The sequence below is a fragment of the Synechococcus sp. MIT S9220 genome (assembly GCF_014304815.1).
GTDB lineage: Bacteria > Cyanobacteriota > Cyanobacteriia > PCC-6307 > Cyanobiaceae > Synechococcus_C.
In genome coordinates, this window is the sequence record NZ_CP047958.1 from 874,237 (window position 1) to 886,463 (window position 12,227).

Consider the following 12,227-nt stretch of genomic DNA (forward strand, 5'->3'; position numbering starts at 1 on the left):
TCTCGCGAAAGATCATTCAGCATGGTGGATCCGCTGGTTTCAAGAGAGCCAGCTGGAATCCACTGAAAACGTGAGAACGCCGTGATCATCTGTCTCGTTCCCCTCCGTGATGGCGACACAGGCAATGTCCCCTTGTTCGAAACACTGCTTGGATTTGAGGGCGAATTTGGCTGCTTCGGAATACGACCAAACAGCGAGTCCATGACAATGGCGTTCATCGGCATAGCGATCCCAGAGCATGGAGAAGTGTTCTGCTTCCGTTCCATGCATGAATTCATCAAGGGCTTCGTCGGCGCCCACCTCCTTGGAACGAGCCAGAAATGATCGCAGCAGTGGATTGTCGATCACATTGCTTGTTGTGATGGTTCCAGTGAGACCTCGCACCGACGTTTTCAGAACTCGTTTGGGATGCTCTCTGGCATCAATCACAATCACAGGGCATTGCAGATCCCAGCTGGCTCGATTACGCAGTTCCCTCGCAGCATCTGACATCTCGTCGCGAAGCTCGCTGATCAGCTTTCGAACAATGAGGGTCGGATCCTTCATTCTTTGAATTTAAAGCTTGTACGGGCCAGAAGACAGTTGGGGCGTGTCTTTAACTCATCCCACTCCTGCAGCTCCGTCATCAAGTGAGGCATGACTCACATCACGGAATCGAACCTCTTTGAGTGATTCGCGGCGGTGGCCCAGCTCTTGAGATCTAATTCGCGCTACTGGTTCTGAGAACCCATTTGCTGCAGAGCTTTGCGTCGATAGATCGATCCTTCTTTGCCGCTATGAACTCCCCACAATCCTTCCCAATAGAAGTAAATCACTCCATAACCCTGTTCATTGCTGAGTCGTTTTTTTTCGGCAAGGACAGGGATTGGTGTTGTCCTTTTCCCGAAACCAGCAAGAACGCCGATCTGAACCGGCAATCCCCACTGACGCGCTTTACGCAAAGCAGGTTGATTGAGATCTTTGGCGAAACCTTTGAGTGAATAGGCGTAGTTCTGTACGACAAGATCATCAATCAGTTCTCCAACTGCCCAGAGTTCCCAGTCCTGCAGCCAGTGGTTGTAGGCAAATCGAAAAGGTCCTGGCGAAAGACTGATGCGTTGAGGCAGAGATTCTTTCTCCAAGCGTTCTCTCAGTGCCCTCAACAGGCCTGTCAGCTGACGGCGTCTCCAGGTCATCCAATAGCGATTGGTGTGATCCTTCGGCGGTGGTGCGCCGGTCTGCGTTTCGTACAACGCAGAGGTGTAAGGGTCATATCCCAGTTTCACTGGCCATGCGAAATGGTCATCCAGCTGCAGGCCATCCATTCGGCAGCGTTTCATCACCTCTACCACCAGGCCGATAAAACGTTCGCGTACCTCGGGATGGGCGGGGTTGAGCCAGACCATGTTCTTGCCATGCATGGTCATGACGGTGTTGCCGTCAGCTCGAGCTAAGACCCACTCAGGTTTTTGACGCACGATCGCCGAATCGGCTGGCTCCATCAGTCCATATTCGAACCATGGGATGACTTTCATCCCGCGTTGACGAGCCTGTTGAGTCAGGGTGCAGATGGGATCGAGCTGAAGACCAGCTTTCTTTAGTGCTGGTTCAACCGGTGCGAAACGACTGCGATGAAAGGTTGTGCCGCGACTCCACACATTGGGATAGATGGCATTGAAGCCTGCTGCTTTCAGCTCATCCATGGCCCGGATGAGAGATTGACGGTCGTAGTAAAGACGGCTTGGGCTGTTGGTCAGCCAGACTCCCAGGGTGCGTTTGGGCTGAACAGAAGGAAGCTGTGCTGATGCCGGAGCTGCAGCGCAAAGGCTCAACATTCCAGCCATCACGCTTGCGGTCGTCCGACGGAGCTGCTGCTGAGCTCTGGTCACGGATTTAGCGGAACATCGAGCTAACGGAGCTCTCCTCATGAATCCGCCAGATCGCTTCGCCCAGCATGTTGGCGACCGAGAGAACCTTCAGCTGTGAGAACACACGGTCTGAAGGGATTGGAATCGAGTTCGTCACCACCACCTGCTCAAACAGACCGTCTACTGAGAGCCGCTCCGCCGCAGGTGGGGAGAACACGGCATGAGTGGCGCAGGCGATCACCCGCCGCGCCCCTTTCTCTCGCAGCAGGCGTGCGCCGGCGCAGATTGTGCCGCCGGTGTCGATCATGTCGTCGATCAAAATGGCAGTCTTGTCCTGCACATCACCAATCACGGTGAGGCTTTCGGCCATGTTGTGACCTGTTCGCCGTTTGTCGATGATGGCCAGAGGCGCATCATTCATCTGTTTGGCAAAGGCTCTTGCGCGTGCGACACCGCCCACGTCCGGAGACACCACCACAACCTCGCCCAGGTCCTGATCGGATAAATAGTCGACAAGAACTGGAGAGCCGTAGATGTGATCGCAGGGAATGTCGAAGTAACCCTGGATCTGAGCGGAATGGAGATCCATCGCCAGCACTCGGTCAACACCGGAGGTCGCAAGCAGGTTGGCGGTCAGCTTCGCGGTGATCGACTCACGGCCTGCTGTTTTGCGATCAGCCCTGGCATAGCCGTAATAAGGCACAACAGCGGTGACCTGTCTGGCGGAGGCGCGTCGGCAGGCATCCACCATGATCAGCAGCTCCATCAGGTGATCGTTCACAGGAGCGCAAGTGGGCTGGATCAGGAATACGTCGCAGCCTCGAATGGATTCCTGAATCTGCACATAGAGCTCACCGTCGGCGAAGCGTTTGCAGACTCTTGGACCATCCGGTACGCCCAGATAGGCGGCAATTTCACGTGACAGGGCAGGATTGGAGGTTCCAGTGAAAAGCCGCAGACGCCTCGTGTCGTTCTGGATCTTCTCCTGTTCGGCGCGGGCTGCAGTCAGGAATCCGGTCACGATGCCCGCGAACGAGAAACTGGTTGTCCGATCGTAAGGGTGCGCGGTCCCGTTTCTCCTGGCCGTTTCCTGAATCACTCCTCTTAACGTGCCGGGATGTCCCAGAACCTCCTGGTTGTTATCGGCACCGGTGCTCTGCCTGAACTGCAGATGTCCGCAGCCTGTCGCTCTCTTGCTAACGAGTTCGGAGCTGTTCTCCTGGAAGAGGGTTGCGGCCTTGCGCCGCATCCACTGCTCCGAGAACTCACTTCAGAGATCAGTGCTTCTAAGGCCTTGACCTTGTTGAGGTTGAGCGGTGATGCCGGCGTGGACGAAAGCGGCGAGGGCAGCTGGTTGGAAGCTCTCGCTGCCTGGCGAATCCCCGTGCTGATGTTGGCGCAGCCTCGAGCTGATGGTCGCTTTGCTGGGATCGTCCCAGCGTCTGTGGCCTTCGCTCGGGCGCTCAACCTCTCCCTGCTGGGACTCGTACAACTTGGCGGCGAATGGGATGTCCCTAAACGTCGCACCGATGGTCTTCCATGGTGTGGATGCCTGCAGGGTCCTGATGATGACCCAAGAGGGTTGATCAGTTGTCTGCAGCATCGCCAGGAGGTACTGGCCAGAGGGGACGCTGCTGGTTCGGTTTGAGTTCTCGCATCACCTGCTGTCCCGTTCGGGGTGCCAGTTCCAGCTGCGTGATCACCGGCGGCTGATTGCTGCTGAGCGCTGCGGCTGCCAAGCTCATCATCTCCATGGGCGTGAGATCTGTTTCCATCTGGGCGCTGACTTCGCCAATCACAGAGGGCAGAAGGGCGATCGCATTGGGTTGATTCAGCTGCTCGTGAATCCCGTTCAGAAGGCTTTGTTGCCGGCTGCGCCGTGCTTGATCATTTTTGGGCTCAGGTCTGTAGCGGGCTAACTGTTCGGCCTGCTGGCCGTTCAGTGTTTGCCGTCCTGCCTGCAGGTTCACGCTGTAGTTCTGAGCTGAGTCCTTGTGCTCATAGGACTGATTGAGCGTGACTTCCACTTCACCCAGTCCGTCCACAAGACTGCGAAGAGCTTGGCGGGGGATGACCACGAACCGTTCCGGTGCTCCATTCTTCAAACCCACCACTTCAGCAACGACATCGGCAGTCAGGGCAACGCTGCCGAGCGGATAGGCATCAGCCAGCGATTGCAGTGTTGTGCGCCCGGGCAGATTCACCGCGAGTTCTGTTGGCAGCTGCAGCACTTGCACGGGGTCGCCAGGGCTGATCTGGATGAGCATCAGACTGTCGGCATTGGCCGGTCCTTTGGGAGCGGCTCTGTTGCTTAAATCATTGATGCCATCCGCATCGATGCCCACGACCAGCACCATGACTGGACCTTTGGGAAGTGGTGCCAGGCTGGCCGGATCATCTGCGGAGGGCGGTTCCGCCGCTATTGGGTCAGGTTTTGGCCAGATCAACCCGAGCCCTCCAGCGATCAGGCTCGCTCCCGCCAAAGCAGCGGCGATTCTCAGAATGGTTCTGAAGGGATGGCTCCCGAACCATCGCGTCAATCGGCTCGGTGAAGGATCACCTGTCGGTCCCTCGTCCTTCATTGCGCCGAATCCTCCAGAACTGAGCCGCAGTCTCGCCTGGTTCTAAGCGAATAATGGATGGTGTCGACCCCATGCCCATGCTTCTGAACGACGACTTCCGAGACCGTTCGCCGGACAAGGTGCGTGTTGTGGTCTTTGGTGCGACGGGATATATCGGTCGTTTCGTGGTGAAGGAGCTGATCACACGCGGTTACGACGTTGTTGCTTTTGCGCGTGAGCGCAGTGGTGTGGGTGGCCGTCAAAATCAGGAGAGCGTGAGGGCTGATTTCCCCGGCGCTGAGGTTCGTTTCGGTGATGTCACGAATGCTGATTCACTGGCAAGGCATGCCTTTGATCAGCCAGTGGATGTGGTGATCAGCTGCCTCGCATCACGCACTGGCGGACGCAAGGATTCGTGGGCTGTTGACTACCAGGCCACCCTCAACACGTATCAGCAGGGGAAAAAAGCGGGACTTTCGCATTTCGTTCTGTTGTCGGCGATCTGTGTACAAAAGCCTCTGCTGGAATTTCAGAAGGCGAAGCTTGCGCTGGAGGCTGAGCTTCGCGATGGCAGCGATGTGACCTATTCGATTGTTCGCCCGACGGCGTTCTTCAAAAGCCTGGGAGCGCAGGTTGAAAGTTGTCGTAAGGGAGCCCCGTACGTGATGTTCGGAGATGGTGAGCTGGCAAGTTGCAAGCCAATCAGTGAGTCTGATCTGGCGTCTTTTCTCAGTGATTGTGTTGTTGATCAAGACAAGATCAATCAAATTTTGCCGATTGGAGGACCCGGAGAGGCACTAAGTGCTCGACAGCAGGGAGAGATGCTCTTCAAGGCTTTAGGTAAAAAACCTTGGATGATTTCCCTGCCGATTGCATTGATGGATCTTCCTGTTGGCTGTCTTGAATTTTTATCCGGGACGTTCCCCTCGCTTGAGGACGCCGCTGAATTCGGCAAGATCGGCCGCTACTACGCTGGAGAGTCAATGCTTGTCTGGGACGAACAACGTCAGCAATACGACAGTGCAGCGACGCCCTCCTATGGCAACGACACGTTGGAGCAGTTTTTTGAACGCGTTGTGCGTGACGGGATGGACGGCCAAGACCTTGGTGATGCCGCTCTGTTCTGAGGCTCTGTCGTTGGCTTGTCAGTCGTTGCCTTGCCAAGCGAGTCGCGCGTGACCTCTGTTTCTCTGCCGCGTCGTCGCGTCGGTGTTCTGTTGCATCCGACTGCCCTGCCAGGCTCACCTGTTTGCGGGGGGTTGGGAGCTCCTGCCCGCGATTGGCTCAAGGCTCTTGCTCAGCACGGAATCGGCGTGTGGCAGATCTTGCCACTGTCACCACCAGACGGAACGGGGTCTCCCTACAGCTCTCCATCCAGTTTTGCCATCAATCCCTGGCTACTGGATGCCAAGGATCTCAGCGACCAGGGATTTCTTCAACCTGGTGATTTAGAGGCTCTTCCGGGTGTTGAGGCAGCCGAACCTGTACTGGATTTTCCACTCGCAGACAGTCGGGCTGCCGCTTTGGCCAGGCAACTGCGCCATTGCTGGGACAAGCTGCCGCATTCACAGCATGCGGACTTTGACCGCTGGCGACGGGATCAGTCCCGCTGGCTTCAAGATCATGCTGCCTTCATGGTGCTGCGTGAACAAAACGAGGGCCGTCCCTGGTGGGAGTGGCCTCAACAGTTGGCAGTTCACGATCAGACCGCGCTAAGGGAGTGGCGCGATGCCCATGGGGATCGTCTTCTGGAGCAGGAGCTCCTTCAGTGGCATCTGAGCCGGCAATGGTCGCGGCTGCGCGAGCTTGCCCATGAACTCGATGTGGAGATTCTCGGGGATCTTCCCTTTTATGTGGCTCGCGACAGCTCTGATGTCTGGAGTCATCGCTCGTTGTTTTCCATTGCTGCGGATGGAAGGCTGCGAGAACAAAGTGGTGTTCCGCCTGATTATTTCTCCGAGACCGGTCAGCTCTGGGGAACCCCTGTTTACAGCTGGCCCCGGCATCGCTGCACCGGTTTTCGCTGGTGGAGGGATCGTCTGCGGCGTCAGTGGCAGCTCGCCGATCGACTGAGGCTTGATCATTTCCGTGCGCTGGCGTCTTACTGGTCTGTTCCTGGTGGGGACAGCACAGCCATGAACGGCACCTGGCGACGTTCTCCCGGTCGTGAGTTGCTCAGCTGTCTGCGTCGAGATGCAGGCGGCCGCTTACCTCTGGTGGCCGAAGACCTCGGGGTGATCACACCGGATGTGGAGCAGCTGCGTGATCGTTTTCATCTGCCTGGAATGAAAGTGCTGCAGTTCGCTTTTGATGGCAATCCCCAGAACTCTTACCTTCCGTCCAATATCCATGGCACCGGATGGGTGGTCTATCCAGGAACCCACGACAACCCCACAAGTCTGGGCTGGTGGCAACGTCTTGATGGCGACTCCCGTGCTCGTTTTGCCAGTTGTCTCGACTGTCCGATTGAGGCTCCTGGCTGGCAGCTGTTGGAGCTGGGTCTGGCGACATCCGCGCAGTTGGTGATTGCTTCGCTGCAGGACCTGCTGCACCTCGACGATATCGCCCGCTTCAATACCCCAGGCACAGTCGGAGGTAACTGGAACTGGCGCTTAGCGGCGTTTGACGATTCGGTTGAAGGTGCACTTCAGGGTTATGGATTGCGTGCCGACGTCTGGTCAAGGCGATAAATCCCTGGTCGATTCTTCAGCGCCTCTTGCGGGAGTCCGTCCCATCGAACATCTCCTGCGGTTGGTGCTGGTTGAACGCTGAGCTCAAGAGGAGGCAAAAGCTGAAGGGTGAGCGTGCCTGTTGCCCCTTGAAGTGAACTGCGATCGCCGCCTTCACTGCTGAGGGTCAACGTGCTTGGTTGCTTGAGGGTGACTTCAAGCACACCAGGCAGCGGTTGTTCGCCCAGGAGTTTTGCGACGGAGTCAGCCGGTTTCTGTGTTCTGAGCTCAGTGAGCGGGCGCAGGCCTTGCAACAGTGCATCGGAATCCTGCTGAAGATTCAGAGGAACAGGAGTGAAGAATTTGGTGTTGTCGATCGCAAGTTGTCGTTGCTGTTGATTCAGCGCGAGCAAGGACACGCTGATGACAACGATGTAGACGAGGCTTCCTTGCCAGGTGGTGAAGATGTCAATGCTTCCAAGCGTGAAGCGTGTCCTCCTTTGCTCTCGGGGCAGTCTTTGTTGAAAACAGTCTTCAGGCAGTGCTCCGCTCAGACTGTTGGGCTTGAGCTGGAGGTATTGCTCCAGACGGTGCAGCATTGCTACCAGGTAAGCCGGTTCTGGTAGGCGGTCTGACCAGCCGCGTTCCAGTGCTTCCAGCACTGGTGTGGTGATGCGCACCTCCCGAGATAAATCTCTCAGGCTCAGGCCGCGTTGTTCCCGGTGCTGCCTCAGATGTTGACCAGCCTCGATCAGCGGGGCCTCTTTGGCTGCTTGATCCGTTGCATTGGCCTCAATCTGGCGACTTCGACGCCAGCGCCATGGGAAGGAACGTTTGAACAAAGCCATGGCCGGTTTACGCCTCACCTGCCTGAGAGCTGATCAGGCCTTGCCATTCTCGCCTGGATAGCTGGCGCCAGCATCCTTCTTCCGTCGCTCCAAGAGCCAGTCCAGCGATTGCAACCCGCTGCAGGTCGAGCACGGAATGACCGAGCAGCGAGGCAATCCTGCGGATCTGCCGGTTACGTCCTTCTCGAAGAATCACTTCCAGGGTGCTGTGTCCACGTTTGCTGTGGAGCAGTTTCACACTGGCAGGGAGGGTTCGAGAGCCATCGAGTTCCAGGCCTTGTCGCCATCGTTCCAGCTTCGAATGATCCGGTATTCCGCTCACCGTCACTCTGTAGGTCTTGCTGTGGGCATAGCGCGGGTGTGTGAGCTTCAAGGTGAGCTCTCCCTGGTTGCTGAGCAATAAAGCTCCACGGCTGTCGGCATCAAGACGTCCGACCGGATGCAGTCCTTGCCTGAGCTCGGCGGGGATCAGGTCCAGCACGGTTTCGCGACCTTGAGGGTCATGGCAGCTGCTGATCACACCGGGAGGTTTGTTGAGCAACAGCACTCGCTCCGGAGTCTGCTTGGCTAACGGCGTCCCATCCACGCAGATCAGATCTGTTTCGGGATCAGCCTGATCTCCGAGTGCTGCGATCGTTCCGTTGACGTCAACTCGACCCTGGCGCAGCAGTTCCTCTGCCTGGCGGCGTGAGCAGTGCCCCGCGGCGGACATCAGTTTCTGAAGTCGCTGGTGCATTCAGCTCGGTTGTGTCTTAGTGGTCACCGCGCGGTAACAACAGTTCAATCGATGAGCCTCCGTCAGGATGATTCCTGGCCTGAATTCGGCCTCCATGGTTCACGGCGATCTGTTGGACGATGGCAAGTCCGAGGCCGCTGCCACTTTGGTGGGAGCGGGCCCGAGATGGGTCGCCGCGGTAAAAGCGCTGGAACATGTTGCTGAGATCACTTTCACTCAGCCCCGGGCCATGGTCCCGGACGCAGACCAACCACCATCCACCACTGGGGAGGATCTTCACGTCGACGGCGCTTCCCTGAGGGGAAAAGCGCAAGGCGTTATCGAGCAGGTTGAGGACGGCTCGATGCAATCGGGGTTGATCTCCCAGAAGTGGTCCTGGCTCTTGGGTGTTGATGGAGAGCCTCACCTCGCGCTGATCTGCAAGCGGACGAATGCTGTTCCAGGCGGCCTCCACCAGCTCTTCAAGATTGACCGGTGAGTAGCCCCCCTGCTCATGGGGAAGGATGTTCTCCAGTCTGGAGAGCTCCAGTAAATCCTCGACCAACAATTGCAGACGTCTGAGTTCGTTCTGCAGACGCTCCACAAGAATGGCGTCATCGGCTGAGACTGCTGTTTCCAGTCGATCGCTCACGAGCATCAGGGCCGTGAGTGGGGTTTTCAGCTCATGGGCGACATCGCTCACCCAGCGTTCCTGTTGCTCCTGCTGTGCCTCCAGGGATTGTCTGTTCTGGAGGAGCACCAGCAACCACTCGTCCGAACCGGGCAGAACGATGGCTTCCAGAGGCACACCCTGCTGTTCCCATTCACAGCGTTGCGGCCGTTGTTGATATCGCACGCTGACCATTGCCTCTTCAAGCTGAGGCACGCTGAGAACATCGTCGAGTGCTTGTCCGCGCACGAGCCGATTGTTGGAGAACTGCAGCAATCGTTCCGCTCTTGAGTTGATGAAACCGATGGTGTGATCCGGTGTGAGAACGAGCCATCCCTGGGTGGCTGCATCGATCCAGGCCAGCAGCTGCGCTGTACTCAGCGAGTGACCGGACAACACCGGCGAGATCTGTGCTGAGCGCCGTCGGGATCCGGCGTTCAAATTGAAGCGGCTGCGCAAAGCCCAACCGCTCATCACACCGAACGTGATGCCAAGGATGAGCGAAGCAGCTGAACTCACATCAATCAGCCGAATCGATAACCGAATCCACGCACGGTTCGGATGTGGTCAGGAGAAGAGGGAGTTGTCTCGATCTTTTCTCTCAACCATCGGATATGCACGTCGACGGTTTTGGTGTCTCCGACGAAGTCGATGCCCCAGATTTGTTCCAGCAGCTGATCGCGGCTCCAGACACGCTTCGGGTTGCGCATCAGCAGTTCCAGAATCTTGTATTCCTTGGGAGCAAGGCTGAGATCCTCTCCGTCCCGCGTCACCCGGAATTCCTGGCAATAAAGACAGAGGTTGGCATGTTCAATAATGTCTACCCTGGCTGTGGATTCGGGCCTGATTCTCTGGGAGCGGCGCAGCAGGGCGCGGCATCGGGCCACCAGCTCCCTGAGTCCGAATGGTTTGACCAGATAGTCATCGCCACCCACCTCGAGGCCGAGGACTCGATCGGTTTCGCTGTCCCTGGCGCTGATGACAAGGATCGGCGTGGTGTTATTGAGTTGCCTGAGCTTGCGGCAGAGGTCTAGCCCACCCATCCCTGGAAGCATCAGATCAAGGACCAGGGCATCAATGCTCTCGGCTTGCGGTCCGGTGAGCATGGCCAGGGCTTCGTTCCCATCCCTGCAGGCGCTCACCTCAAAACCCTCGGCGCTGAGCGCCTCCTTCACGGTTTCTCTGATGGAGGTGTCGTCTTCAACCACCAGAAGGTGTGCAGCGCTGACGCTCTTGGTGCTGATGTTGTTGGCGGTTCTGCTGCTGGCGGTGGCGGAGCTCACAGGGGACTCCAGGAGTGCCTTCATTTTGACCCAGGGTCTCTTCCGAGTTTTCCCATAGCGAGAAGCTCCTGTAAACGATGGTAAATTAAGAAACAGATAGGTTTCGTAATTAGACGATGTCGCCCTTGGCTCTGCTACCGGATGCGGACCTGGTGCGTTCCTACCTGCGTGACATCGGCCGTGTGCCGCTGTTGAGCCATCAGCAGGAGATCACGCTGGGTCGTCAGGTGCAAGAGCTGATGGATCTGGAGGCACAAGAAGCAGAGCTGAGCGATCAGCGTGGTGGTGAGATGGTGCCCCCTGCAGAGCTGGCCAAAGCAGCAGGACTGAGTGCAGCGCAACTGAAGCGCAAGCTGCAAGCTGGTCGCCGCGCGAAGGAGCGGATGGTGGCAGCGAATCTGCGCCTGGTGGTGAGTGTTGCCAAGAAGTACACCAAGCGGAATATGGAACTGCTGGATCTGATCCAGGAGGGAACGATCGGTCTGGTGCGTGGTGTGGAGAAATTCGACCCGACGCGGGGCTACAAGTTCAGCACCTATGCGTATTGGTGGATCCGTCAGGGGATCACGCGTGCGATTGCGGAGAAGAGCCGGACGATCCGGCTGCCGATCCACATCACGGAGATGCTGAACAAGCTGAAGAAAGGTCAGCGAGAACTGAGCCAAGAGCTGGGTCGGACGCCATCGGTGACGGAACTGGCGGGCTTTGTGGAGCTGCCGGAAGAGGAAGTGAAAGAACTGATGTGCCGTGCGCGTCAGCCAGTGAGTTTGGAGATGAAGGTGGGCGACGGAGATGACACAGAACTGCTGGATCTGCTGGCAGGAGATGGTGAACTGCCGAGCGAGCAGGTGGAAGGCGAGTGCTTGAAGGGAGATCTGCGTGATCTGTTGGGTCAGCTGCCTGAACTGCAGGAGCGTGTGCTGCGGATGCGGTATGGGATGGACGGGGAAGATCCGATGAGCCTCACAGCGATTGCTAAATCGCTGAAAATGAGTCGTGATCGCACTCGCAAGCTCGAACGCGAGGGTCTAGAGCTACTGCGCCGTGGTGATGTTCAGCTCGAGGCTTACGTGCTGGCCTGACACCCGCTGATTGCACAGAAGTGATCAGAAGAATTCGTCAAAGTTGTCGAAATCAACTGCTTTGAAGTTTCCAGCTTCGACCTGGGTCATCAAGCGCTCAAGTTGAGCCCAGAGTGCACCTCCGGTGAGGATTGAGAGCACCAGTGCACTGAGATAGGCGGCACCTGAAGCAAAGCCGAAAACTTGGAGTGAGCCCCCGATGAACAAGGTGACGCCAATCAGGATCCCCGTGTAGCTCATCACGGTTTCGGCATTGCCGAGCGGTAGCAATGGCAGCCTGTCTTTTTTCCAGCCATCCAGGCGGTTCTGAACCAGCTTGGAGAAGGTGAGTCCGCAAACTACGCTGATTGCCAATCCCAGCCCTGCCATGGCATAGGGCGGTTGTTGCAGGTTGGCGTAGTCGAGAAGGATGTCATCCATGCTGAGACCGCCGAATGCTTCGGTCAGCAGGTCGATCTGAGCCTGATCGAGCTCGATGGGAGCAGTGTCGGGCGCGATCGACATAAGTCAGAAAAAGGATCGTTGAGACGCCATTATCGCTCTGCTACTGCA

General features: G+C 57.2%; 13 protein-coding genes. 4 read left to right on the plus strand and 9 right to left on the minus strand.

Features of this window, described 5'->3' with window-relative positions; genetic code table 11:
- Positions 1-39: 39 nt before the first annotated feature.
- From SynMITS9220_RS04580 to SynMITS9220_RS04590, 3 genes are all read right to left on the minus strand, one after another.
- A complete protein-coding gene (locus tag SynMITS9220_RS04580; RefSeq protein ID WP_186991063.1) occupies positions 40-546 on the minus strand; it encodes a hypothetical protein in 507 nt (168 codons plus the stop codon).
- 164 nt (positions 547-710) lie between these two features.
- Positions 711-1,814 carry a glycoside hydrolase family 10 protein gene (locus SynMITS9220_RS04585; protein ID WP_186991877.1) on the minus strand — a complete coding sequence of 368 codons (1,104 nt, stop codon included), beginning with the start codon at positions 1,812-1,814 and terminating at the stop codon, positions 711-713.
- Between the two features lie 58 nt (positions 1,815-1,872).
- On the minus strand, positions 1,873-2,868 hold the full coding sequence (locus SynMITS9220_RS04590) for a ribose-phosphate pyrophosphokinase (protein WP_067097831.1): 996 nt from the start codon (positions 2,866-2,868) through the stop codon (positions 1,873-1,875).
- 96 nt (positions 2,869-2,964) lie between these two features.
- Here SynMITS9220_RS04590 and SynMITS9220_RS04595 point away from each other — a divergent pair, with 96 nt between their 5' ends.
- Positions 2,965-3,495, plus strand: coding sequence for a hypothetical protein (locus tag SynMITS9220_RS04595; protein ID WP_186991066.1), 531 nt, complete (start codon positions 2,965-2,967; stop codon positions 3,493-3,495).
- Here SynMITS9220_RS04595 and SynMITS9220_RS04600 read toward each other — a convergent pair.
- Entirely contained in the window at positions 3,434-4,429 is a 996-nt protein-coding gene (locus SynMITS9220_RS04600; RefSeq protein ID WP_186991068.1) for an LCP family protein, read from the minus strand. The genes SynMITS9220_RS04595 and SynMITS9220_RS04600 overlap by 62 nt on opposite strands.
- Before the next feature lie 71 nt (positions 4,430-4,500).
- On the opposite strand from SynMITS9220_RS04600, the gene SynMITS9220_RS04605 reads away from it, so the two are divergent.
- Both SynMITS9220_RS04605 and malQ read left to right on the plus strand, forming a co-directional pair.
- Positions 4,501-5,535 (plus strand): NAD(P)-dependent oxidoreductase, encoded by a 1,035-nt coding sequence (locus tag SynMITS9220_RS04605; RefSeq protein ID WP_370594374.1) that lies wholly within the window; start codon positions 4,501-4,503, stop codon positions 5,533-5,535.
- A gap of 30 nt (positions 5,536-5,565) precedes the next feature.
- Entirely contained in the window at positions 5,566-7,098 is a 1,533-nt protein-coding gene (gene malQ, locus SynMITS9220_RS04610) for a 4-alpha-glucanotransferase (RefSeq protein WP_186991881.1), read from the plus strand.
- On the opposite strand, the gene SynMITS9220_RS04615 is transcribed toward malQ, so the two are convergent.
- From SynMITS9220_RS04615 to SynMITS9220_RS04630, 4 genes are read right to left on the minus strand one after another with little or no spacing between them, the layout of a single operon-like run.
- Positions 7,062-7,925, minus strand: coding sequence for a RodZ family helix-turn-helix domain-containing protein (locus tag SynMITS9220_RS04615; RefSeq protein WP_186991070.1), 864 nt, complete (start codon positions 7,923-7,925; stop codon positions 7,062-7,064). The genes malQ and SynMITS9220_RS04615 overlap by 37 nt on opposite strands.
- A 7-nt stretch (positions 7,926-7,932) precedes the next feature.
- Complete coding sequence (locus tag SynMITS9220_RS04620; RefSeq protein WP_186991072.1) at positions 7,933-8,661, minus strand: pseudouridine synthase; 729 nt, start codon at positions 8,659-8,661, stop codon at positions 7,933-7,935.
- A 16-nt stretch (positions 8,662-8,677) separates the two neighbouring features.
- Positions 8,678-9,784: a PAS domain-containing sensor histidine kinase gene (locus SynMITS9220_RS04625; RefSeq protein ID WP_186991883.1), complete on the minus strand. Its 1,107-nt coding sequence runs from the start codon at positions 9,782-9,784 to the stop codon at positions 8,678-8,680.
- A gap of 50 nt (positions 9,785-9,834) precedes the next feature.
- Complete coding sequence (locus tag SynMITS9220_RS04630) at positions 9,835-10,593, minus strand: response regulator transcription factor (RefSeq protein WP_370594375.1); 759 nt, start codon at positions 10,591-10,593, stop codon at positions 9,835-9,837.
- A gap of 116 nt (positions 10,594-10,709) precedes the next feature.
- Here SynMITS9220_RS04630 and SynMITS9220_RS04635 point away from each other — a divergent pair, with 116 nt between their 5' ends.
- Positions 10,710-11,675, plus strand: coding sequence for an RpoD/SigA family RNA polymerase sigma factor (locus tag SynMITS9220_RS04635; RefSeq protein ID WP_186991076.1), 966 nt, complete (start codon positions 10,710-10,712; stop codon positions 11,673-11,675).
- A gap of 24 nt (positions 11,676-11,699) precedes the next feature.
- Here the strand turns inward: SynMITS9220_RS04635 and SynMITS9220_RS04640 are convergent, their stop codons facing one another.
- On the minus strand, positions 11,700-12,179 hold the full coding sequence (locus SynMITS9220_RS04640; RefSeq protein ID WP_186991078.1) for a hypothetical protein: 480 nt from the start codon (positions 12,177-12,179) through the stop codon (positions 11,700-11,702).
- Between the last annotated feature and the right edge of the window lie 48 nt (positions 12,180-12,227).